This is a genomic window from Mucilaginibacter galii (assembly GCF_014635825.1).
In the GTDB taxonomy this organism is placed as follows: Bacteria; Bacteroidota; Bacteroidia; order Sphingobacteriales; family Sphingobacteriaceae; genus Mucilaginibacter; species Mucilaginibacter galii.
This window is the reverse complement of record NZ_BMDO01000013.1, coordinates 95,377-118,783: the sequence shown is the minus strand read 5'-3', so window position 1 is coordinate 118,783 and position 23,407 is coordinate 95,377. Positions and strand designations below refer to the sequence as shown.

23 protein-coding genes and 1 riboswitch are annotated in these 23,407 nt (G+C 43.1%); of the genes, 14 read left to right on the top strand and 9 right to left on the bottom strand.

Annotated features, from left to right (window positions below; translation table 11 throughout):
• Positions 1 to 299 precede the first annotated feature (299 nt).
• The 3 genes from IEV61_RS18875 to IEV61_RS18865 all read left to right on the top strand — a co-directional run bounded on the left by IEV61_RS18875 (position 300) and on the right by IEV61_RS18865 (position 4,519).
• Complete coding sequence (locus IEV61_RS18875) at positions 300 to 1,472, top strand: TlpA disulfide reductase family protein (RefSeq protein WP_188418612.1); 1,173 nt, start codon at positions 300 to 302, stop codon at positions 1,470 to 1,472.
• A gap of 172 nt (positions 1,473 to 1,644) precedes the next feature.
• A riboswitch (Fluoride riboswitch) is annotated at positions 1,645 to 1,711 on the top strand.
• 27 nt (positions 1,712 to 1,738) lie between these two features.
• A complete protein-coding gene (locus IEV61_RS18870) occupies positions 1,739 to 3,076 on the top strand; it encodes a voltage-gated chloride channel family protein (RefSeq protein ID WP_188418611.1) in 1,338 nt (445 codons plus the stop codon).
• 150 nt (positions 3,077 to 3,226) lie between these two features.
• Positions 3,227 to 4,519 carry an HAD-IB family phosphatase gene (locus tag IEV61_RS18865; RefSeq protein ID WP_188418610.1) on the top strand — a complete coding sequence of 431 codons (1,293 nt, stop codon included), beginning with the start codon at positions 3,227 to 3,229 and terminating at the stop codon, positions 4,517 to 4,519.
• 295 nt (positions 4,520 to 4,814) lie between these two features.
• On the opposite strand, the gene IEV61_RS18860 is transcribed toward IEV61_RS18865, so the two are convergent.
• Together IEV61_RS18860 and asnS are read right to left on the bottom strand one after the other, a co-directional pair.
• Entirely contained in the window at positions 4,815 to 5,237 is a 423-nt protein-coding gene (locus tag IEV61_RS18860; RefSeq protein WP_188418609.1) for a GCN5 family acetyltransferase, read from the bottom strand.
• Positions 5,238 to 5,321: 84 nt separating this feature from the next.
• A complete protein-coding gene (asnS, locus tag IEV61_RS18855) occupies positions 5,322 to 6,758 on the bottom strand; it encodes an asparagine--tRNA ligase (RefSeq protein WP_188418608.1) in 1,437 nt (478 codons plus the stop codon).
• A gap of 98 nt (positions 6,759 to 6,856) precedes the next feature.
• Between asnS and IEV61_RS18850 the strand changes: the two genes are divergently transcribed.
• On the top strand, positions 6,857 to 7,477 hold the full coding sequence (locus IEV61_RS18850) for a hypothetical protein (RefSeq protein WP_188418607.1): 621 nt from the start codon (positions 6,857 to 6,859) through the stop codon (positions 7,475 to 7,477).
• 2 nt (positions 7,478 to 7,479) lie between these two features.
• On the opposite strand, the gene IEV61_RS18845 is transcribed toward IEV61_RS18850, so the two are convergent.
• Positions 7,480 to 7,965, bottom strand: a complete 486-nt coding sequence (locus tag IEV61_RS18845) for a DUF6252 domain-containing protein (protein ID WP_188418606.1) — start codon at positions 7,963 to 7,965, stop codon at positions 7,480 to 7,482.
• Between the two features lie 147 nt (positions 7,966 to 8,112).
• On the opposite strand from IEV61_RS18845, the gene dnaG reads away from it, so the two are divergent.
• From dnaG to IEV61_RS18830, 3 genes are read left to right on the top strand one after another with little or no spacing between them, the layout of a single operon-like run.
• A complete protein-coding gene (dnaG, locus tag IEV61_RS18840; RefSeq protein ID WP_188418605.1) occupies positions 8,113 to 10,050 on the top strand; it encodes a DNA primase in 1,938 nt (645 codons plus the stop codon).
• Entirely contained in the window at positions 10,050 to 10,418 is a 369-nt protein-coding gene (locus tag IEV61_RS18835) for a YraN family protein (RefSeq protein ID WP_188418604.1), read from the top strand. The genes dnaG and IEV61_RS18835 overlap by 1 nt, the downstream gene beginning before the upstream one ends.
• 12 nt (positions 10,419 to 10,430) lie before the next feature.
• Complete coding sequence (locus IEV61_RS18830) at positions 10,431 to 11,516, top strand: glutaminyl-peptide cyclotransferase (RefSeq protein ID WP_188418603.1); 1,086 nt, start codon at positions 10,431 to 10,433, stop codon at positions 11,514 to 11,516.
• Positions 11,517 to 11,545: 29 nt separating this feature from the next.
• Here IEV61_RS18830 and IEV61_RS18825 read toward each other — a convergent pair whose 3' ends face one another.
• A complete protein-coding gene (locus IEV61_RS18825) occupies positions 11,546 to 11,869 on the bottom strand; it encodes a hypothetical protein (protein ID WP_188418602.1) in 324 nt (107 codons plus the stop codon).
• Between the two features lie 130 nt (positions 11,870 to 11,999).
• Positions 12,000 to 13,646, bottom strand: coding sequence for a glucose-6-phosphate isomerase (pgi, locus tag IEV61_RS18820; RefSeq protein WP_188418601.1), 1,647 nt, complete (start codon positions 13,644 to 13,646; stop codon positions 12,000 to 12,002).
• Between the two features lie 259 nt (positions 13,647 to 13,905).
• On the opposite strand from pgi, the gene IEV61_RS18815 reads away from it, so the two are divergent.
• The 4 genes from IEV61_RS18815 (at position 13,906) to IEV61_RS18800 (ending at position 17,744) form a co-directional block, all read left to right on the top strand.
• Positions 13,906 to 14,343, top strand: a complete 438-nt coding sequence (locus IEV61_RS18815) for a hypothetical protein (protein ID WP_188418600.1) — start codon at positions 13,906 to 13,908, stop codon at positions 14,341 to 14,343.
• A 92-nt stretch (positions 14,344 to 14,435) separates the two neighbouring features.
• A protein-coding gene (gene prfB / locus IEV61_RS18810; RefSeq protein ID WP_188418599.1) for a peptide chain release factor 2 occupies positions 14,436 to 15,528 on the top strand; the annotation gives its coding sequence in 2 pieces (ribosomal slippage) (positions 14,436 to 14,495 and positions 14,497 to 15,528; 1,092 coding nt in all).
• Between the two features lie 116 nt (positions 15,529 to 15,644).
• The gene (locus IEV61_RS18805) at positions 15,645 to 16,562 is read left to right on the top strand and encodes an alpha/beta hydrolase (RefSeq protein WP_229747214.1); all 918 of its coding nucleotides are present in this window, start codon (positions 15,645 to 15,647) and stop codon (positions 16,560 to 16,562) included.
• Positions 16,563 to 16,646: 84 nt separating this feature from the next.
• The gene (locus tag IEV61_RS18800) at positions 16,647 to 17,744 is read left to right on the top strand and encodes a YbjQ family protein (protein WP_188418598.1); all 1,098 of its coding nucleotides are present in this window, start codon (positions 16,647 to 16,649) and stop codon (positions 17,742 to 17,744) included.
• On the opposite strand, the gene IEV61_RS18795 is transcribed toward IEV61_RS18800, so the two are convergent.
• Together IEV61_RS18795 and IEV61_RS18790 are read right to left on the bottom strand one after the other, a co-directional pair.
• Complete coding sequence (locus tag IEV61_RS18795; protein ID WP_188418597.1) at positions 17,737 to 18,501, bottom strand: DUF4846 domain-containing protein; 765 nt, start codon at positions 18,499 to 18,501, stop codon at positions 17,737 to 17,739. The genes IEV61_RS18800 and IEV61_RS18795 overlap by 8 nt on opposite strands.
• Before the next feature lie 115 nt (positions 18,502 to 18,616).
• The gene (locus IEV61_RS18790) at positions 18,617 to 19,474 is read right to left on the bottom strand and encodes a transglutaminase family protein (protein ID WP_188418622.1); all 858 of its coding nucleotides are present in this window, start codon (positions 19,472 to 19,474) and stop codon (positions 18,617 to 18,619) included.
• A gap of 48 nt (positions 19,475 to 19,522) precedes the next feature.
• Here IEV61_RS18790 and IEV61_RS18785 point away from each other — a divergent pair, with 48 nt between their 5' ends.
• Positions 19,523 to 20,110, top strand: coding sequence for a hypothetical protein (locus tag IEV61_RS18785; protein WP_188418596.1), 588 nt, complete (start codon positions 19,523 to 19,525; stop codon positions 20,108 to 20,110).
• A gap of 267 nt (positions 20,111 to 20,377) precedes the next feature.
• Here the strand turns inward: IEV61_RS18785 and IEV61_RS18780 are convergent, their stop codons facing one another.
• Positions 20,378 to 21,523 carry a BamA/TamA family outer membrane protein gene (locus IEV61_RS18780; protein WP_188418595.1) on the bottom strand — a complete coding sequence of 382 codons (1,146 nt, stop codon included), beginning with the start codon at positions 21,521 to 21,523 and terminating at the stop codon, positions 20,378 to 20,380.
• A 185-nt stretch (positions 21,524 to 21,708) separates the two neighbouring features.
• On the opposite strand from IEV61_RS18780, the gene IEV61_RS18775 reads away from it, so the two are divergent.
• Positions 21,709 to 22,206: a cytidine deaminase gene (locus tag IEV61_RS18775; protein ID WP_188418594.1), complete on the top strand. Its 498-nt coding sequence runs from the start codon at positions 21,709 to 21,711 to the stop codon at positions 22,204 to 22,206.
• Between the two features lie 84 nt (positions 22,207 to 22,290).
• On the opposite strand, the gene IEV61_RS18770 is transcribed toward IEV61_RS18775, so the two are convergent.
• Positions 22,291 to 22,716, bottom strand: a complete 426-nt coding sequence (locus IEV61_RS18770) for a nuclear transport factor 2 family protein (RefSeq protein ID WP_188418593.1) — start codon at positions 22,714 to 22,716, stop codon at positions 22,291 to 22,293.
• A 149-nt stretch (positions 22,717 to 22,865) separates the two neighbouring features.
• On the opposite strand from IEV61_RS18770, the gene IEV61_RS18765 reads away from it, so the two are divergent.
• Positions 22,866 to 23,396, top strand: a complete 531-nt coding sequence (locus IEV61_RS18765) for a YdeI/OmpD-associated family protein (protein WP_229747213.1) — start codon at positions 22,866 to 22,868, stop codon at positions 23,394 to 23,396.
• Positions 23,397 to 23,407: the final 11 nt, after the last annotated feature.

The window sequence follows — 23,407 nt, the reverse complement described above, 5'->3', positions numbered from 1 at the left end:
ACCTGAATAATCTTTTATGTAGTTCTTCACCCCGGCGCTCTATCCGTTTATCTCCGAACCTATCTCTGTAATCCGCATTCTGCATCCGCAAAAATACAGCTTATACTTGTGGGTACACCGTAGTCCTTGGGGAGGGGTGCGCCGGAAAGAGCGAGAGCAGGGAGGGGTTTCTCCGCGTGCTTAGAAATTTGCTAACCCCTCCCTGCCCTCCCGAGGGAGGGAATTAAGATATGCTGTTCTGTTGTTGGGGTTACACTAAATCTCCATCCTATACGTTCTATAAATCATTCCCATAAAAAATGTTTAAAAGAGTATTCGCTTATATTGCTACCCTGCTGCCGGCTGTGGCCATGGCACAAACCCCTGCGGAAGCTTTCATGATCAATGGTAAACTGAGCCAGGTAAAGCAATCCTACAAAGTTTATTTGAGCTACCAGTCGGCCGGTAAAAGTGTGATGGATTCTACCGTATTGGTTGATGGGGCTTTTATGTTTACAGGTAAGGTACCCGCACCAACAGGCGGACTTTTATTGGTAGATCATGAGGGAAAAGGCTTTCCGGGCTTTAGCCGTACGGGCGATGTTTTGAGCTTTTATGTAGATAAAGGTTCCATGTTTATTGCCGCCGAAGATTCGGTAGCCCATTCGCAGATCAACGGATCGGCTATCAATACAGAGAACGAACAGTTATCTGCCATGCTGGCCCCGGTGTATACCAAAGCACAGTCGCTGGCTGCAGAAGTGCAGAAAGCCACGCCCGATCAGCAACGCTCGCCTGTGTTTCAGAATACCATGCAGGATAAGTTTAAAGCTTTGCAAAAGGATAGAGAAGCCAAACTGAAAGAATTTATTGTTTCGCATCCTTACAGTTATTTAAGCTTAATGGCAGTAAGTTCGATGGGCGGTCCATCGGCCGATGTAAATGTAATAGAGCCTTTGTACAACAGCCTGTCGCAAAACCTTAAAGACAGCGAGGCGGGCAAACAGCTTAAAGATTCATTTGCGCCGCTAAAGGCTACTGCCATAGGGGTTATGGCACCTAATTTTACACAAAACGATGTAGACGGTAAACCCGTTAAACTTTCCGATTTCAGGGGTAAATATGTGCTGTTAGATTTTTGGGCCTCCTGGTGTGGCCCTTGCCGCCAGGAAAACCCTAATGTGGTAAGAGTTTTTAATAAGTTTAAAGATAAGAATTTCACGGTGCTGGGCGTATCGCTCGACCGCCCCGACGCCAAAGCCGCATGGATTAATGCCATCAAAGAAGATGGCTTAACCTGGACGCACGTATCCGATCTGAAATTTTGGAACAACGCCGCTGCTGCCCTGTACTTTGTGCAATCTATCCCTCAAAACTACCTCATAGATCCCGAAGGAAAGATCGTGGCTAAAAACCTGCGCGGTGCCGAACTGGAAAGTAAGCTAATTGAGTTACTGGCCAAAGCAACACCGGTAGCAAAGAAAAGCGAATAATAAAATTTAAAGTTCCCCTCCTTGGAGGGGGTGCGGTAGGAAGAGCGCAAAGGCAGGGGTGGGTTTAGCCGCCTAATATTGCTTATGCGCTTCATTTACACACCCCTGCCCCTCTCAAGAGGGGAAACAACTTCTCGCTTGTAAATTATCCGCAATTTAATATATTTGCCATATACACAAAGGTGATGGTGCTCCACCTAATTGAACCGCTTGCAAAAGCTGATGACGCCTGCCCGATAAGTTATTGATTTATTGAATTGCAGGCTATGTTTAAAAATTTCACACGCACTAATACTCAACCATTACAATACATTTTAATGTGGGCGGTAATTACCGTGCCTGTGGCCGTTTGCATTGGCAGTATGGTAGCCTTGTTTTTGTGGCTATTAAGTTCGGCCATTCACTACCGGTTTGCACATCCCTGGCTTTTATACCTGCTACCGCTTGCCGGGGTGGGTATCCATTTTCTGTACAAACTCTACGGACAATCGGCCGAGCGGGGCAACAACTTAATTATAGACGAGATACACGAACCGGGTGCTGGTGTACCTAAACGTATGGCGCCGCTTATTTTGGTAACTACGGTAATTACACACCTTTTTGGCGGTTCGGCCGGGCGCGAGGGTACGGCAGTACAAATTGGAGGTAGTATTGCACATTGGATGGGCAGTTGGTTTAAGCTCTCACCGGCCAATATGCGCATGTTGCTCACCGCAGGTGTAGCCGCTGGTTTTGGAGCCGTTTTTGGTACCCCGCTGGCCGGAACCATTTTTGCCATGGAAGTAATTACCATTGGCCGCATACAATACAGTGCTTTGTTGCCTTGCCTAATTGCCGGCTTAATTGGTGATGCTACGGTGGCCGCCTGGGGCGTAGAGCACACGCATTACCATATCCGTTTTATGACTCTTGGGCAGCCTGTATTTGGGCATCATGTAGCAGTTGATTTTTGGCTGCTGCTCAAAACAATGGTAGCCTCGGTGTTTTTTGGTTTGGCCGCTTACGCTTTTGCCAAAGCTGTTCATGGGGTAAAAAGTATCGCTGCAAGCCTTATTAAAAAGCCGTGGCTTATCCCGGTGGCCGGCGGTATTATTATCATCTTACTAACTTTAATTTTAGGTAAACCCGACTATCTGGGTTTAGGCGTAGAGCCCGAATATCCCGGTGCTATCACTATTGTATCGGCTTTTGAGCAGGGTGGTGCACATTTTTTTAGCTGGTTATGGAAGTTGATTTATACCGCTGTTACTTTAGGTACAGGCTTTAAAGGAGGAGAAGTGACACCGCTTTTTTACATTGGTGCTACGTTAGGCAATACACTGGCCGACCTCATGAATGCCCCTGTTAGCCTGTTTGCCGCTCTTGGTTTTATTGCCGTGTTTGCAGGTGCTACCAACACGCCGCTGGCCTGCACTATTATGGGGATAGAGTTGTTTGGTAGTCAGCATGCCTTACTGTTTGCGGTGGCTTGCTTTGTTGCCTACTTCTTTAGTGGCGACATGGGCATATATAGTGCGCAACGCATAGGTGAGCCCAAATTTACGATTGATGAAAAGCCTGATTATTGGAGCAGGATGTGGGGGAAATATAAGAACAAGGCCTAAGTAATTAAGTTTGTTGTCATCTCGAACGATAGTGATAGATCCTGTTCGAAATTATAGGTCGGCTATAGGTCAAGACAAACAAGATTTCTCGTTATCACTCGAAATGACAGGAATGCTTCTTGAACAAAAAAACTATATTTGCCCGCAACCATGGGGCAGTATTACATCATTGATTTTGATAGTACCTTTACACAGGTAGAAGCATTAGACGAACTGGCACGCATCAGTTTAAAAGATCATCCCGACCGGGAAAGCATCTATCAGCAAATTGAAGATCTCACTAATTTGGCTATGGAGGGTAAGCTTTCCTTTGCCGATAGTTTGGAAGGCCGCATTAAGCTGTTGAAAGCTAACCGCGAACATTTAAACCAGCTGGTTAAAATTCTGCGTAAAAAAGTGTCGCCCTCATTTTCGCGTAACAGCAAGTTCTTTAAAAACCACCAGGACGAGGTTCTGATCGTATCGGGCGGATTTAAGGGCTTTATTACGCCGGTGGTTACCGAGTATCATATCAAGAAGGAAAATATCTACGCCAATACGTTTGAGTTTGATAAAGACGATAACATTATAGGTTATGATCGTACTAACCCACTTTCGCAAGAGGGTGGCAAGGTTAAACTGCTGAAAGAACTGAACCTGCAAGGAGAGATTTTTGGCATTGGCGATGGTTATTCTGATTTTCAATTAAAGGAATCGGGTATGATCAAGAAGTTTTTTGCCTTTACCGAGAACATTGAGCGGAAATCTGTAGTAGAAAAAGCCGACCATGTTACCCCAAGCTTCGACGAATTTTTATACATTAACCGCCTGCCCCGCGCTATCTCTTACCCTAAAAACCGCATCAAATGTTTGGTGGTGGGTAAGGTAGATGAAGAGGCCATTGCCCAAATGAAGAAGGAGGGTTACAACATCCGTCATCACGAAGAGATCAAAGAAGATTATTTGCAGGAAGCAGGTGTATTGCTTTGCGATGAAGAGCATCAGCCTACGCCCGAGCAATTGCAAAACGCCGGGCGCTTAAAAGTAATTGGTTGTTTTGGCCGTGTAAGTGGTCGCAAGCTAAACGAAGCCGCCTGCGAAAATGGCATTATTATCTTTGACGATCCTAAGCACAATCCACGGAGTGGCGATTTTATCCCCAAACGCGTAATTGCCTTTATGAACGAGGGCAAAACGCATACCAGCTGTAATTTCCCTGATCTGCAGCCACCACGTATCAATAACGCTCACCGCTTAATTCACATTCACAAAAACATACCGGGTATACTGGCTAAAATTAATGAGGTGTTTGCACGCCATAATATCAACATAGTAGGGGAGTTTTTGGTAACTAATACGCAGATAGGCTATGTAATAACCGATGTAAATACCGGTTATGATGAGCAGGTGCTAAGTGAGTTGAAGGGTATTGAGCATACGATAAAGTTCAGGTTGCTGTATTAATATTCGTTAACGTCATTGCGAGGTAGGAAGCAATCTTTGCGGTTTGTGCTGCTATTCTGGGTAGTGTGTTTTGAACACCCGGTTTGTGCTAATTACTTAATTCGTCTGCTCATTGCCGCAGGGGCTACTACTTTGTCTTAGCCACAAAGTAGCAAAAGGCCAAGCCATCGCAATCCCTCCCACTACGCAAGGCCAACTCCCGGCCGGGTGCGCTGGCAGGCCGACGCTTCTTTAGAAGTGGAGTTTATCTTAAATTCGCACATATTAACACCCTGCATAAAATAACTTTCGCTAATTATGCTAATCCACGCAAAATATCTAATCTATTGCTTGGTGCATCAGGTGATAAGAAGTTGGGAATTGTATCAGGATTGCGTTTTGGGCGACTTAAAAATTCAACAGGCCACTCTGTAAGTCTTTGTTGTTTAATATGCACATATTGACCCGGTGCGTCTTCATCTATATACTCTTCTTGTACAATTAGCGCCAGTGGAGATTCAGTTCCATTATTTGTTTCTGAAAAAGCAAGTGCATCTTCGTAAGTTTCAAAAACATAATAATAATCTTCACCATCTTCTGTGTCAGCAGCTCCATTGTGAGGATGACACCATACTCTATATTCCAAAACATCATCCCAAACATAACCACCACCTGATTTAACAAGTGCTGGATAACTGCCTACTAAACTTGCGTCTTTTATATTAGGGTACTTGCACATAATAGATAAAAGCTTTAAGTGAAATTATTGCTCCTGTCATCATGCGCCTTCAATAAATTCAGCATGACAATAGTATATTTACTGTTAAAACTCCGCGTTCTTAGGGAACCGTGGGAAAGGAATAACATCGCGAATATTGCCCATGCCGGTTACAAACAGTACCAAACGTTCGAAGCCTAAACCGAAACCTGCATGTGGGCAACCACCAAAGCGGCGGGTGTCCAGATACCACCACAGTTCATCTTTAGGGATGCCCATCTCGTCCATACGCTGCTCCAGGCGCTCTAAACGCTCTTCACGCTGCGAACCGCCTACTATCTCGCCTATGCCGGGGAAAAGGATGTCCATGGCAGCGACGGTTTTGCCATCGTCGTTCTGGCGCATGTAGAACGATTTGATCTCCTTAGGATAATCGGTCAGGATCACAGGTTTTTTGAAGTGTTTCTCCACCAGGTACCGCTCATGCTCCGATTGCAGATCGGCTCCCCACCCTTCAATAAGGTACTGGAATTTCTTCTTTTTATTCGGAGTCGAATCTTTCAGGATGTCGATAGCCTGGGTATAGGTGAGGCGTTCAAAATCGTTATCCAGGCAAAACTGCAGCTTTTCTAACAAGGTCATTTCCTGGCGTTCTTGCTGCGGTTTACTTTTATCTTCTTCGGTTAAACGCTGGGTTAAAAACTCAATGTCTTCCCGGTTATGCTCTAAGGCATAGCTTATTACGTATTTCAATAAGGCCTCGGCAAGGTCCATGTTATCGGCCAGGTCGTAAAACGCCATTTCTGGTTCAATCATCCAAAACTCGGCCAGGTGGCGGGTAGTGTTGGAATTCTCGGCACGGAAGGTAGGGCCGAATGTGTAAATATCGCTCAGGGCCATCGCACCCAACTCGCCCTCTAACTGGCCAGATACGGTGAGGTTGGTGGCACGACCAAAAAAGTCTTGTTTGAAATCTATCTCACCGCTTTCGGTACGTGGCGGGTTATTGAGGTCAAGGTTGGTTACTTTGAATGCTTCGCCTGCACCTTCAGCATCCGATGCCGTGATTACTGGCGTATGCAAATACACAAAGCCGCGTTCCTGAAAAAAGGTATGCACCGCGAACGATAAGCTGTTGCGTACCCTAAAAATAGCACCAAAGGTATTGGTACGGAAACGCAGGTGTGCAATCTCGCGTAAAAACTCCAGGCTGTGCTTCTTAGGTTGCAGCGGGTATTTCTCCGGGTCACTGTCGCCTAAAACTTCTATAGTGGTAGCTTTTATATCAACAGCTTGTCCTTTACCTAAGCTGGCTACCAGCGTTCCTGTTACGCTAAGTGCCGCACCTGTGGTTATACGTTTAAGCAAAGCCTCGTCGGTATTTTGAAAATCTACAACAATTTGAATGTTGCTATTGGTTGAGCCATCGTTTAAAGCTATGAACTGGTTATTACGAAAGGTACGTACCCATCCTTTAACATTTACCTCCTGCCCGGCAGGTTCGGTTTGTAATAGTGCTTTAATTTTAATTCGCTGACTCATCTTTTAATTTATCTTTAAAGCGCAAAAATACATAAATGATATTTATAGCATACTTTAATTATATTAAAGTATGCTCATCAACAATAATTAATTTATACATGAACAATTACGATCTGCTTAAACTTTTTGAAGAATATGAAGAAGCGTATAGCGGGAATCCGAATGATATAATTGCATTTATTGAAAAGAAGAAAGATTTGCTACATCAAATAAGTGAGTTAGATGAGGTTGAAAGCTTTAAAAAGTTTGCGGCTCTTGTAGCAACGTATATTAAAACGTTGGTTGATACAGGTATATATAATAAAGCTATTGACGAAGCGCTGTTATTTTTGCCGGTAATAGAAAAAAACATGATATTCTTGAGTATAGATCCCTCTCAGGAGCACTGGTATTTAACGCTATGCTTTCAAAAAGCCTATGCCCATTATCAACTCAAAGATTATCACTTTGCCTTAAAGCATTTCAGGCAATTGCTTACTTATACACCTGACAGCGATCAATTAAAAGCATGGGCAGACTATGCATGGTATGGCACCTTAAAAGGTTACATGAATGCTATGCTCATTGTTGCCTCGGTATTAACTATTGGTTCTGTTTGCTTAAAGAATGTACTACCACCTTTGGTGCGATTTACGATAGCCATCACCGGATTAATCTTAATCGGAGTACATACATGGGTTGGTTATCGTATTAAAAAGAATCGCCGCGCAAAAACTTAGTATCAATCATACGCCTTTGACATTCTGAATTTACCATCAGTAAAAGTTATCGTAGCCGGATAAGTGTCTGCACCGGAAATCTTTTTGAACTTGATATTGAAATTGCCTTCTATTAATGCGTTTTTAATATCGTGGTTGGTAACATTGACCGTATTACCGGCGCTATTGTCAGGAGTGTAACTGGCCACTATCACATCCTGGCCTACCGTAATATAAAATACGGTTTTATCTTCTACCAATACATATTGGTTTGAGCTGTTTACCGTAAGCCTAATGTTGATATTCTCTTCTTTATTAATACCAACAAGCACGTAATTTTTAGCGGCATCCACATCGGCGTAGGTGTGCCAGTTAGTTATCCAATTGGTGTTATCCTTGGTGGCTGTTAAATACAAGTTATCGGGTTCTTTAGCCTGTTTGTCTTTTTTGCAGGCGCTGGCCAAAAGGCAAAATACCGATAGCGCAGTTATAATAAATCTATTCATCATGGATTAAGTAAAAGGTTATATTGAATACGATTAATTTAATGGGGTTGATACACTGCCCGTAAAATTAAAATTGCTCCTGTGGCTGGGCATATGAGCGTATAATTCTATATTTTTGTTACCTTGTTTTTAAGGCGAAGTTTTTAGTACATGATCACCAAACAAACCATTGACCGTATAATGGAAGCCATCGACATAGTCGAGGTGATAGGGGAGTTTGTGCAGTTAAAAAAGCGGGGTGCCAACTACGTGGGTTTGTCGCCTTTTGCTAACGAAAAAACGCCCTCGTTTACGGTATCACCAGCTAAGGGGATCTTTAAAGATTTCTCTACGGGTAAAGGTGGTTCGGCGGTTACGTTCCTCATGGAACTGGAAAAGTTTACCTATCCCGAAGCCTTAAAATGGCTGGCCAAAAAATACGGCATCGAGGTAGAAGAACTTTTAGATAAGCCTGAAAATATAGAAGCCGACAACCGCCGTGAAAGCCTCATGATCGTGAGTGGTTTTGCCGCCAAGTACTTTCAGGAAGCCATGTGGGATACCCCCGAGGGTAAGAGCATTGGCTTAAGTTATTTTAAAGAACGTGGCTTCACCAGCGAAACCATTAAAAAATTTGAACTGGGCTACTCGCCCGATAATTGGGAAGCTTTTACCAGCGATGCCATAAACAAGGGCTACCAATCTGAGTTTTTAGTAGAAAGCGGACTCTCGGTAAAGCGCGATAACGGTACACTGTACGACAGGTACCGTGGCCGGGTCATGTTCCCTATTCATGGCTTTACAGGCCGGGTAATTGCCTTTGGCGGCCGTACGCTTAAGACGGATAAGAACGTACCTAAATACGTTAATTCGCCCGAGTCCGAGATCTATCATAAGTCTAACGTTCTCTACGGTCTTTTCTTCGCCAAGAAAGCCATCCGCGATCAGGATAACTGCTATTTGGTGGAAGGTTACGCCGATGTGCTTTCGGTACACCAGGCTGGGATAGAGAACGTGGTGGCCTCCTCAGGTACGTCGTTAACCGTAGAGCAAATACGTTTGATCGGTCGTTTTACCAAGAACATTACCATTTTGTATGATGGCGATGCGGCGGGTATCAAGGCATCGCTACGCGGACTGGATTTGATTCTCGAAGAAGGACTAAACGTAAAAGTGGTATCATTTCCTGATGGAGACGACCCCGATTCTTATGTGCGCAAGGTAGGCAGCACTGCCTTTAAAACGCACATAGAGCAAAATAAGAAAGATTTTATTCTCTATAAAACAGAAATACTACTTAAAGAAGCCGGTAAAGATCCTATTCAGCGGGCTAACGTCATCCGCGAAATTGTGGAGAGCATTGCCAAGATACCCGATTCTATCAAGGCATCGGTATTCATTCGCGAGTGCAGTCATCAGTTACAGATAGATGAGCGCATTTTACTTACCGAGCTGAACAAGATGAAGCTGACTAAAAGTAAAAAAGACAGTCAGCAAAGATCATCTTACCAGCAGCCGGAAGAAATGCCCGACGAGCCGCACTTTTTTGACGAGCCTGTACCCATTGAAAAACCGGTAGCAGTTAACTTGCCACAAGAGCGCGAAATTGTGCGTCTCCTGTTGATCTATGGCAACCAGATCATCAATTGGGATAACATTGCCAATACTTATATCGGTCCCTTTATTGTAGCCGAATTGAGCGACGTAGAGTTTGAACAGGCCGATTGCAAAGAGTTTGTAGCTTTGTATAAAGAACAGTTAGAGAACGGCGTATTGCCGGAAGAAAAGTTCTTCATCCACCATCCGCATAAACATATTGTTGACCTGTCGGTGGATCTACTGGCCTCCAAATATACCCTGAGCGAAAACTGGTATAACATGCACCGCATTTTTATACAGGAAGAGCAGATGAATATGAAGGCTACCATATTAGGTGCTATCTTTCACCTCAAAAAGCAAAAGGTAGGCAAAATACTCGATCAATTGCGTACCGACCTGCAAAACGCGCAGGAGCCGGCCGATCAGGACATCATCATGAGTCAGTACATGCAGATGAAGAAGATAGAGAAGCATATTGTAGATTATTTGGGGTCGGTAATAATTAAGTAATGGCTACCCATAACGAACTTGGCCGCCGTGGCGAAGCCATTGCCAAAGCCCATCTTGAAGCTGCCGGTTATGAAATACTGGATGAGAATTGGACCTTTGGCAAAGCCGAGGTAGATTTAATTGACTATAAAGATCAAACCATTATATTTACCGAAGTTAAAACCCGTACCGGTACCGGCTTTGGACAGCCCGAAGATTTTGTAGATAACCGGAAGCAAAAACTGCTGGCCCAGGCGGCCGATGAATATATTTATTTAATGAACCATCAGGGCGATGCACGTTTTGATATTATAGCAATACTATTTACCCCTCAAAATACGTATACCTTAAAACATATTGAAGATGCCTTTTGGCCCTCGCCGCAATAAATCGAAAATTTAATGAAGCACAAACTTATACCTTACCTTACTATTGCCTTGCTTGCAGCTATAGGCTGTGGTGAAAAAAACCAAACGGCTAACTTGAGCATTTCGCCAGATGCCGGTTCAAACTACAAACAGGGTGAAAAGGTGAGCTTAAAGGTAAGCTACCCGGCCAATTATAAGGCTGATTCGGTGGTATACCTGCTCGACTCGGCAAGGATAGCCTCGCGTAAAGATTCTTCAGCAGTTGAACTATCAACCGATACGTTAAGCTTAGGCGCCAAAACAATTACGGCTAAGGTATACAGTGCAGGTAAGGAACAGGAAGTAAGTACTAATATAAATCTACTTGCATCTAAAGCGCCCGAGGAATATACTTTTGAGGTGGTTAAGACTTTTCCGCATGATACAAGTTCCTTTACCGAAGGGCTGGAGTACCACGATGGCGTGCTTTATGAAAGTGATGGCGGTTACTGTAATGAAGGTCAGCATTCCAGTTTGCGCAAAACCGATGTAAATGGGAAGATCTTAAAAAAGATAGATATAGATTGCGCCGTTTTTGCCGAAGGAATTACGGTTATTGATAATAAGATCATTCAGTTAACTTATCATGAGCGCAAAGGGTTTGTTTACGATAAAAATACTTTAAACCTGCTTTCTACTTTTGCTTACACACAGGGTGCCGAAGGCTGGGGTTTGTGTAACGATGGTAAGTACCTCTACAATACCACCACCGGCACCAACCAAATTTTGGTTATGGATAAAGATAATTACCGTACGGTACGCGAGATTGATGTGTACGACGATAAAGGCCCGGTAAACAACTTAAATGAGCTGGAATATATAGACGGTCTTTTATATGCAAACATTTGGCAAACACGCTACATTGTGGCTATTGACCCTAAAACCGGAGCCGTATTGCGTAAAATAGATTTCACCACTTTGTATCCGGAAGACCAGAAAGACCCACATGCCGATGTGCTTAACGGCATTGCCTGGGATGCTGACGGAAAGCGAATGTTCGTCACCGGCAAAAACTGGCCTCATCTCTATCAGATCAAGATTATGAAAGATGTGCCCCCGGTATTAACGAAAATTGATTAGTCTTTTTAAAGCTTTAGAGAAACGGTCCTTTATATAGCAGGCCCGTATTTGCTTGCGGGTTCCCAGCGGTCTAATTTATCATTCACAAAATACAACCAGTAATTTTGAAGATTGCCCTGACCATTGTTTTCCGAATACTGTAATACTTCAATAGTAGTTTTAGTTTCGGGATAGTTGCGTGCAGCCACTGTACCGTAAGGCTTTTTTTGAAGTGCTGCCTGTACTTCTGCCTTAGTCATTCCTATACGCAAAGCAGAGGTGTTTACACTCTTGGCCGAGTCTAAAATCGATGCGCATGAGGTAAAAAACATTACGGTAATTGCGATAGTAACTGTTTTGATGAAGTTTTTCATAGGTTGAAGTATTATTCAGGTATGATAGCCTAACCTATAAAAAGTTTAACGGCATGTAAAAAAAATGCCGGTCCTAATTATCAGGACCGGCATTTTTAAAATACTTCTCTTATTTATTAGAGTGTTATGCTTACCGCCACTCTTTAAACTGATTGATCAACCCGTTGGTCGAGCTATCGTGCGATTCGATCTTATCCTCAGTTCTTAGCTCAGGTAATATCTTTCCGGCTAATTGCTTGCCTAACTCTACACCCCATTGGTCAAAGCTGTAAATGTTCCAGATAATACCTTGTACAAATATCTTATGCTCGTACATAGCAATGAGGGAGCCTAAGCTGCGTGGTGTAATTTCTTTAAGTAAGATAGAATTGGTTGGCCGGTTACCTTCAAATACCTTGAACGGTGCCAGTGTTTCAATCTCTTCTTCGGTTTTGCCTGTTGCCTTTAACTCGGTTACTACTTCGTCGTAGGTTTTACCGTTCATCAGCGCTTCGGTTTGGGCAAAAAAGTTGGAAAGCAACAAGGTGTGGTGTTCGCCTACAGGGTTGTGTGATATTGCAGGAGCAATAAAATCGCACGGTATCAATTTAGTTCCCTGGTGAATCAACTGGTAAAAAGCATGTTGTCCGTTAGTGCCCGGCTCACCCCAAATGATGGGGCCGGTCGAATATTCTACCGGGTTACCGTTTCGGTCTACATACTTGCCATTACTTTCCATGTCACCCTGCTGAAAATAAGCGGCAAAGCGGTGCATATACTGGTCGTACGGTAAAATAGCCTGGCTTTCGGCGCCAAAGAAATTGTTATACCAAACGCCCATCAAAGCGGCTATTACCGGTATGTTTTGCTCAAACTCGGTAGTTTTAAAGTGATTATCCATAGCATGGGCACCACCTAACAAGGCTTCAAAGTTATCAAAGCCAACGCCCAAAGCAATAGAAAGGCCAATGGCGCTCCATAAAGAGTAACGACCGCCAACCCAATCCCAAAAGCCAAACATGTTGGCGGTATCAATACCAAATTTTTCAACGGCTGTAGCATTAGTGCTGAGGGCTGCAAAATGCTTGGCAATATCGGCCTCGGCGGCACCTCCTTTTAAAAACCATTCGCGGGCACTATTAGCGTTGGCCATAGTTTCTTGCGTGGTAAAGGTTTTAGAGGCTATCAGGAACAGGGTGGTTTCCGGGTTCAAATCCTTCAACGTTTCGGCAATATGGGTGCCGTCTACGTTTGATACAAAGTGCAGGTTAAGGCGTGTTTTGTAAGCCTTTAAAGCTTCGGTCACCATAACTGGGCCTAAGTCCGAGCCGCCAATACCAATATTTACCACATCGGTAATTTGCTGGCCGGTGTAACCTTTCCATTCGCCGCTAATTACGGCCTCACTAAACTCTTTCATGTGCTGTAATACACCGTTTACATCGGGCATTACATCTTTGCCATCAACCAATATGGGAGTGTTGCTCTGGTTGCGCAGGGCAATATGTAAAACGGGGCGTTGCTCGGTAGCGTTAATTACCTCGCCGCTAAACATGGCTGCAATTGCATCATTTAGCCTACATTCTTTAGCCAGTTGTATCAATAAAGCTATACACTTGTCGTCTATGCGGTTCTTAGAGTAATCGAACAGCATATCTTCAAAATAAAGCGAAAACTTTGCAAATCGCTCTGAGTCTGAAGTAAATAGGTCTTTAAGCTGTTTGGCTTCTAATTCGGTAAAGTGGTCGGTCAAATACTCGTAAGCCTGGGTAGTGGTAAAATCAATGTTTGGCAACATAATTGATAGATTGTTTGAGCCAAAAGTAAGCTTAAATGTTTGCTTAATCAGCCATTAAAAATTTAATTATAGAAAGTACTTATTGTTATACAAACACTTTAATCTTAGTGTTTTAAGTGCTCCTTTTAATTAAGATATTTTAATTTATTTAAGTGATTTTTTTGATTTTTTCAAAATTATCATTTAACATATTTGCTTTACTCACAATTATTAGCCGCAACGTAATCATTTTATTAAATCTGCTTAAAATCATTTAACCATGTTTGAGAAACTATTTTTGCTTGTAAAAAATAACGCCGGTATGGCTGTTATTAACAACCCGGTAATACCTGCCGGTTCACGCGAGGCTGTAATTAACGAAGCTTCAAGCTCTATTATCGAGGTGTTAAAAAACCAGATGGAAAATGGCCACATCAGCGACCTGATCAAATTTTTCAAGTTTTCGGGCACCCAAAACGAATCGTTGGTGACCAGTATCATTAATAAGTTTGCAAACAGGCTTAACAAGTTTTACAGCATTGATATGGTTTCTGCACAGGCAGCCGCCAATTCACTTATTCCAACCGTAATGAGACAGCTTGTAAAGTTATCTAACAGCGAACAAAGCAAAGAATTTGCCTTAGGCACTATGCTATCACAACTCAATGGCAACCAAGCCGATTTAAACGGACTGGTTAACAAATTGATGGTTGCCTAAACAAGTTTTTTGCAGATTTTATAAGAAAGGCTTCGATGAACATCGGGGCCTTTTTTGCGTTCATACATTCACTTATTACTATATTTGCCATTATGACAAAAGAACAAGTTCAAGACTTGAGGGATAGAGCAGCTTCCCTGAGGAGGCATCTTTGACATCGACAAGAAGCTGGAAGAATTAGCCCGTGAACAGGAAATAACCATAGGCCCCGATTTTTGGAATGCGCCTAAAGAGGCCGAAAAGGTATTGGCATCTATCAAAACCAAGAAGATCTGGACCGATGCCTATCAAAAAGTACTGGCCACGGTAGAAGATACCGGTGTAATGTACGAGTTTATTCAAAGCGGTGATGCAACGGAGGCAGAGGTAAAGGAGCAATTTGATTTAGCTACAAAAGCGGTAGAGGAGCTTGAGTTTAAAAACATGCTTTCGGCCGAAGAAGATCAACTGAATGCCGTATTACAAATTACGGCAGGTGCAGGTGGTACCGAAAGTTGCGACTGGGCAGCCATGCTGATGCGTATGTACATTATGTGGGGCGAAAAAAATGGTTATAAAGTAACCGAACAAGATTCGCAAGAGGGTGACGTAGCCGGTATAAAAACTGTTACGCTGCAATTTGAGGGTGATTTTTCTTACGGATATTTAAAAGGCGAAAACGGGGTTCACCGTTTGGTGCGCGTATCGCCGTTTGATGCCAATGCCAAGCGCCATACCTCTTTTGCATCAGTTTATGTATACCCGTTGGTTGATGATACCATTGAAATTGATGTAAACCCGGCCGAAATTGAATTTGAAACCTTCCGCTCGGGTGGTGCCGGTGGACAAAACGTAAACAAGGTAGAAACCGCCGTACGTTTATACCACAAACCATCGGGCATTGTGATTAAAAACCAGGAGTCGCGTTCACAATTGCAGAATAAAGAAAATGCCATTCGCTTGCTGAAATCGCAGTTGTACGAAATTGAGATGCGTAAGCGCCAGGAAACCAGTAATGCTATTGAGGGCAGCAAAAAGAAAATTGAGTGGGGCTCGCAGATACGCAACTATGTACTTCACCCGTACAAATTGGTGAAAGACCTGCGTACCGACTACGAAACGTCAAACGCACAAGCCGTTTTAGATGGTGATCTGGATGATTTCCTGAAAGCTTATTTAATGGAGTTTGGCGGACCCAAGAGTTAACGTTATTCAATATCAAATTGTTAGTCTGGAGTTTGTCGAAGACTTAGCAAAGCAGCAAGCGCTTTGACGTGCTCATAATGATGCCTAAAAAAAACTAATTCATAAACCATTGCCTTGTGAAAAGAAATCTATTAACCGCAGTTATATTGATGCTTACCAGTGTAGCCTTTGCCCAGGAGCAGGCACCCATTAACCTTTATCCAAAAGGTGTTCCTAATTCAAAAAATGTTCCGGCTGGGACCTACGTTGAAAAAACGGTGAACACGCGGGCAAGTAAGGTAAGTTTGCCTACGCTTATTCCGTTTTTCCCCGAAAAAGGTAAAGCTAATGGAACCGCAATTGTAATTTGTCCGGGTGGTGGTTACTCCTTTCTTTCTATGGAGAATGAAGGTTATGCCATTGCCCGTAAGTTTAGCGAAATTGGGGTGACCGCCTTTATTTTGAAGTACCGGTTACCGAGCGATTCTATTATGGTAGATAAAACCATAGGCCCCTTGCAAGATGCACAGCGTGCCGTTCAATTAGTACGCCAGCGCGCTAAGGAGTGGGGAATAAATGCCGATAGGGTAGGCATCATTGGCTTTTCGGCTGGTGGTCATTTGGCTTCAACGGCTATTACGCATTTTGATAAACCGGTAATTGAAAACAAAGACAATGTAAATCTACGTCCCGATTTTGCCGTGTTAATGTACCCGGTCATCAGCTTTGGCGAATTGGCGCATAAGGGCTCTAAAGATAATTTAGTGGGCAAAACACCAACGCCCGAAATGGTTGACTTATACTCTAATGAAAAGCAGGTAACCGCCAATACCCCACCTACGTTTTTAGTACATGCCGAAGATGATCGCACAGTGCCGGTGATGAACAGCGTGGTATTCTATGAAGCCATGGTGAAAAACAAGGTTAAAGGCGAACTGCACCTTTACCAGGCAGGCGGTCATGGTTTTGGTTTAAACAATAAAACCACCAAAGACGACTGGTTTGAGCGCTGCAAGAACTGGATGGATGCCAATGGTTGGTTAGCGGCAAAATAAGACCTAACAAGTAAAAATATCTAACGCCTGCATTGTGTGAATAATGCGGGCGTTTTTATATATTGTGGGTCAAAAATTATCATAATGCCTAATCCTAAAGATATTCTTGTCGTAACTACCTCTACTATTGAAGGGCGAAAGATAAACCGACATTTGAAACCTGTAACTGCACATATAGTGGCTGGTACCAATGTATTTAGTGATGTATTTGCTGCTTTCAGTGATTTCTTTGGGGGTAGATCGGGCTCATATCAGAAACAATTAACTTCCCTGTATGATGAAGCTATTCATAAAATTAAATTGGCAGCTTATGAAATAGGCGCTAATGGTGTTGTAGGTTTGAGTATTGACATGGATGAAATATCTGGTAAGAACAAATCCATGTTTATGCTTACTGCCATTGGTACAGCAGTTGTTCTTGAAAATGATAATCAGTCGGCACCAATTACTCAGTCAGAGAGGTTTGAAAATGTTAGCTATGAGCGTTTGAATTTGCTATACAAAAAGAAGGACATCTTAAAAAAGGCTGATGAAGGTAATTTAAGTATTACCGATGATAACTGGCATTTTGTAACCACAAACCAGGTTGATGAAATCTTTCCGTATCTACTAAAAAAGTATCAAGCTGTGCTGCAAGGCCAAATGCTGCAAATCACAGTGAAAGAGTATTATGATAGACTTGTTGCATATATAGATGCTTTTCCAGAAGAAAAGAAATTTACCATGCTCTATGAAAGTGCATTAAATGAAAGTAACGAGGTGTATCTTTCTGTTATTAGTAATATAATTAACGACCTGCAATTGGTAGACCTAAATTATACGGCTCGTCTGTTAGGAAGTGATGAGTTTAAAAAGCAGAGAATAGGATTGCAGATTATAACCTTTAACAAGCCTTTTTATAATAAAGTAGATGTTCAGCATCTCGAAGATTTAAAAGATTTTATCCAACAAAATTTCAAAGAACGCGGAACAAGAAGCACTAAAAAGCAAATGCTTTCTTCGAAAGAAAAGGAAATTTGGAACTGTGAGTGCGGAAAGACGAATGATGTAAGTGCTGTTAATCAATACTGTGATAACTGTGATAAGGATATTTATGGATTTAAAACAAACGATATAACTCCTGAGAAAGCCATAAAGAGCGTTAATACGAAAATTGCACTTATATCTGAGCTCATCATTTAAACCTCCTCAAATTACCCGCATTTACAATCTCTCCATACGGCAAATTCACCGGCTTATCTAAACTAAACCAAGGCGAGCCATACTGTAACAACTGGATGTTTTGCGCGGGTATAAAGCTTTGTGCCAGCATAAATTTGCGTTGGCCGGCCCTGTTTATGCTTATGTTCATTACAATAAAGCAGTGCCCCGGCGAGCCGCCTTTGATGAATACGTCGCCAATTTGAATAGCGGCAGGATTATCTACCTTTTTCAATTCTTTTTCGAGGGATAGGGTGCCTGCGTAAGAGAACACAAGGTCGAGGTAACGTAGAAAGCTGGCATAACTATAATCTTTCGCGGCTGTCTTTTTCCAGGTTTCGTTTTGCTGATAGCGATAACCATCGGCGTAGTGAATAAAATCGCAGTTGAAGCCGCTGGTAAAGTTAAAGTGTATTGCCTTGTAATCTTTCTTGCCAAATAAGTATTCGGCCCTTAGCCTGATCACAGCATCGGCGCATTGCTGCAGGTCGCGTTGACCAATGCTCATATCAATTACGGCTGCGGTGTAATCATCGGTACGGGCTACACTGCCTTTGTATGTGAGTGTCTTGGTGCCACGGGGTTTCAACGGTCGGGTTTGCAGCCATGCGCCGAAACTGCTGGATGCAGCACGCACCCGCTTATAACCCTCGGGAGCGGCAAAGCGTGTAGCAACAGTATCATTTACTGTGAAAGACAGTAACAAACACATCCCCAATAGTATACAGATACGGCTCATCGTAGGTTTATAAGATGGCAATGTAAGCATAATACTGCGTCAATGGTGAGAGGTTAAGTATACCGACTACATAAAAAAAGCGGGCACATGATTTATGCCCGCTTACCTGAAATCTTTAATTCAACATGGCTAACAATTCATTCAACTCCCGCACTTTATCTGGCGATCCTAAATTTTCATAGGCACTAATGAGGTTACGCAGTATGCGGCGCACAATATCGGTGTTGGAGCAGGGTTCGTAAAACTGCTTGTCTATATTCAGGTTCAATTGTTTCAGGAACATATCTACATCGCGGCGACCAAAAATGAAGCCTTTATTAAAGGCGTTGATATAGAACAATATCCCGCTTTCAAATTCTGATTTAGTGCTTTCATCCATATAAGCCAAGATGAAATGCTGAGGCAGGTTTACACCATAAATGGGAATATCCAGCTTTTGGGCAACCACGGAGTAAATAATAGCCAGTGATATTTGATTACCTTTTTTAGTCTCTAAAACCTGGCTCAGGTAGCTGTTTTGCGGATCCTGGTGATTGGTGGTGTTGCCGCTGAAACCGTAGATGTTGTACAATACGTGGTTAAAAAGCTTCACTTGGTCCGATGGGCTGCCCTCAAACATCATCTGCATCCAAATGTCTCGTTTAATGGCTTCTATCTGGTTAATCACCTTCTGCTCATCCAGGTCGGGGTATTGGTATTTGTTAATGATCAGCGCTCCGCGCAGCAGGTCGAACGCCCCGCTCTGGTGCCATAGCTCCAGGTCTTTTTTCAACATATCAAACTGAATTTCATGCACCAGGTTGGCAATACGTTCCTGCTGTATAGAGTCAAATGCCTGTTCAAAGGCACTTTCCAGGTAAGTTATAGCTGTTGGCCCATAAGTCAGGAGTTTATCGTGTACATGCGTGTATATCTCCTGGTCGGGGTCATCCAGTAATTTGATCAGTGAATTTATTTCAGCCTCGTTAATCATATCCGCCTCTTTCATCAAAATAGTAAAGCTTTATTTAATTTTACAACCATGTTTAACATAAAGTTTGCTTTAAGCCATTTTTTACACCAACGCAAAGCCACAAGCCGACACGGACTGCACTCGCCATTTGTGTACCGCATGGTTGATGAAGTAATTTACGATTTTTCGAATAAAAAAGTATACGCCGAAATTGAAAAAACAGCCAAAGCAGACAAAAAATTAACCTCTACCGACAAACTCCTGTACCGACTAGTAAAAAAACCTCAAAAAAGTACGGTGTGGATTTTGGGCAAACACCGTGTACTTGATGCCATTATACTACAACATGCTGCACCGCGCATACTAAAGCTAAACATTGAAGATAACTGGAAAGAGATAGCCCTGCCAGAGGCAGTTTTTATAGATGCCAGCCTCAATCCGCAAAGTACTATAGATTATTTCAATCGCATGCTACCCAAAATGCAGCTTGATACACTGCTTATTGTCAATAATATCCATGAAAATAGGCTTACCAAAACAGCATGGAACGTCATGAAATCGTATGCTAAGGTTACGGCATCGGTTAGCTTGTTTTGGATGGGATTGATCTATTGCCGACCGGGACAGGTGAAAGAAGACTTTTGGATCAAGTTTTAAATATCAGTTAGATAATTATGCAGTTAAATACACATAATCTTCAAAAAACTTCATTTTTCCTCAAATACTTAGCTTGACCCCTTCGATGGATAAATTACAACCAGACGAGGCAAATCAGCTTCAATTTTTCAAGAAATAACGAGTCGTAAAAATTCTCAAACTATCCCCCCCGACACTTCAATCCCCGCACCCCGCTCTTAAAAAATTTCCGCTCCTCAAAACTCCCGGCACCCCGCTCCTCAAAACCTCGCACCCCGATCCCCGCAGCTAAAACGATTCCCCTAAACTGAGGTATAAACCCTGCTGGCGTTTTTCGCCGGCCGGCTTTTGGCCAAAGCCGTAGTCAACCCGCATGGTGAGTCCTTTTTCAGTATCGAAGAAATAACGCAGTCCGCCGCCGTAGTTAGGTTTAAGCTGGTTAAAGTTGAACGAATCTTTAAACACGCCGCCGGTGCCCACAAAGCCTACAACGCCAATGCGGTCGCTTATGCGGTAGCGCAGTTCGGTTTGGCCGGCCAGCATGTTCTTATCGCGGTAGCGGCCGTTATAATAGCCACGCATCATTTCATCGTTACCTAACTCGGGCAACAGGTAAAAAGGGCTCTGGCTGCCCAACAGGCTTTGCTCCTGTATGTTCAACCCTAACACCACGCGCTTGTGCAAACTAAAGAACTGCGCATATTCCAGGTTTAAGAAACTGCCTTTATAGCTGTTATCGCTAAATATGCCGTGCATTACGTTTAAGTAGCCGGTAAGGTGCATGCCCTTGGTGGTGTAGGTATTGTTGTTACGGTTATCAAAAGTAACACTTGGGCCGGCGTAAAAGCCTGCGCCACCGTTGCGGTCTTGCGGGGTAAGATCGGCCTCAAAAGGCTTGCCGGTATTGTCAATTCGGTAACGGTAATCATAACCACCCAGCACAAAACCAAGGTATACGTAATTGCCTAAACGCTTTTCGCCGTTAATATTAGCCCTGAAGCGTTTTTCACTAATGCGCTGCTCGTTTACCTTACGGGTGGCATCGCCAATACCATAAAAGTTAAACGGAAAATTGATGTACCCAATGGCGGCAGTATAGTGATAGCGGTTTTGTGGCAGCCAGTAACTGGTGCTCAGGCTAACGCGCTGCTGGCCTTCGGTGGTAAAGGTGCCGTAGGCAAATACGTTTGATACACGGGTAACCCGGCTGGTATCGGTATAAAAAGAATACAGGGTAGAAGCACCCAGCTCCAAGCCCGTTTCGGGTGCCGAGCTAAGTACCGGCAACAAAAAAAAGCTGGCGCTGCGGGTGCTGTCTTTTTCAAACAGCATTTTGCGCACAAATTTAGGGATTACCTTATTTATAAATTTAGGCTGTGCCCCGGCGGGCAACAGGTGTAAAAGCAGTAAGAAAACGAGTATGTATTTTTTCATGAACCGGCGTAGGGTATAAGCGCAAAGGTAGGTTTATTGTTTGACGGTTGCATTTGCTGTAGAAATAATCGTCTAAAATTTGGATTCGTCACTTTTATCCCCTATCTTATAAGCCCTTTTTGATTGGGAGGCACCGCAATAGTGGGGCCGGAACCTAATCGGTTTATCAGGAGGGTGATACATACATGGTTAATCACGAAATTAAGATAGCATTTGAAGAATACAGCAGTTTTGAAGAACTGAATGCTGCCGACCAGGCCCTGTGTCGCGAGGCGGTAAAAGCATTAGGCGGTTCGCATTCTCCTTATTCAAACTTTAGCGTGGGTGCTGCCCTGCGCTTGCAAAGCGGAAAAATAATTTACGGCAGCAACCAGGAAAATGCCGCTTACCCATCGGGCTTATGTGCCGAGCGGGTGGCCTTGTTTAACTGGGGTGCCAACTATGCTCACGATCCTATTGAGGCTTTAGCCGTAACAGCTTACACGGCTAAGTTCGTTATCAACAAACCTATTACGCCATGCGGCTCGTGCCTACAGGTACTGGCCGAGTACGAGAGGAAGCAAAAGCAGCCCATACGTACGTTGCTGTATTGCCAGGATGGTTCAACCTGGGTTACTAATGGGGTTGAGAGCTTTTTACCTTTCCTGTTTTTTGAAGACAGGCTGGTAAGCGTACCGGTATAAAAATGACGTAAACGACAAAAGCCGCTCTCGCAGCGGCTTTTGTTTTATTAATTAACTAAACTATTTACTAACTAAAACTAATTCTTATTTAAATACCGAGTATACGTTGGTTATTTTCCAGCCGCTTTCGGTGTTGGCCATTGTTACGTAATTGGTGCGGGTAAAGTTTTCAAATTTCATGTCTACCTTTACTACGCTCATATCGGCATTGCTTTCAATTTCGGTAGTAGTAGTAGTACATGCTTGTTTAACATTTTGATTTTGGTTGGCAAATTTCATAAGTTCGGCTTTATCAAAGCTAATTACATTTTTACCGCGTAAGATGCTGAACTTGGCCGATTGGTCTACCACCTCGTTCAAACCTGCATTGTTACCCATGGTCATGGCATTAACGTAAGTGGTAATGGCTTGGTTGCGGGTTATTACTGCTGCGGTTGGTTCGTCGGCTTTAACAACGTTTGTAACTACTAATAAGGCTAATCCTAAGAAAAGTGATTTTAAGGTTTTCATATCTTTAATTTTTTAATGTGAGTTATTTATTTTGTTTTATATCCATAAGACATACCCACCTGGCTAAACGTTACAAGTAATTTCACTATTATTGAAGATTTAACAAGTCTTTAACATATCGCTTTATTAACTTAGTTATTAGTTATAAAATGCGCACATTCCCTAACATTATGGTAACCTTTACTGCTATTATTTCAAAATTTGGCGAAATGGGGGAGAAAACGGGTTGGACCTATGTTGATATTCCGGCCGATGTGGCGCAACAAATTAAACCCGGTAACAAAAAATCTTTCAGAGTAAGGGGGGCTTTAGATCATTATACCATTGCAGGTGTTGCGGTAATGCACATTGGCAACGGCAGTTTTATACTTACCCTCAATGCCGATATGCGTAAAGGCATACACAAGCGCGAGGGTGCTATGTTACAGGTGAGCCTGGAAGAGGATGTTGATTTTAAACTGGTAGTGCCCGATGATTTGCACGAATGCCTGGCCGATGAGCCCGAGGCGCTCCATTTTTTTAACAGCTTATTAGAATCACACCGTCGGTATTTTGTAAACTGGCTCAACAGCGCCAAAACCATAGAAACCCGCGCCAAACGTATTGCCATGATATGCCACGCCATGAGTAACCGCATGACTTATTCTGAAATGATAAGAGCGGGCAGAAACCCCTCCTAAATCCTCCCCAA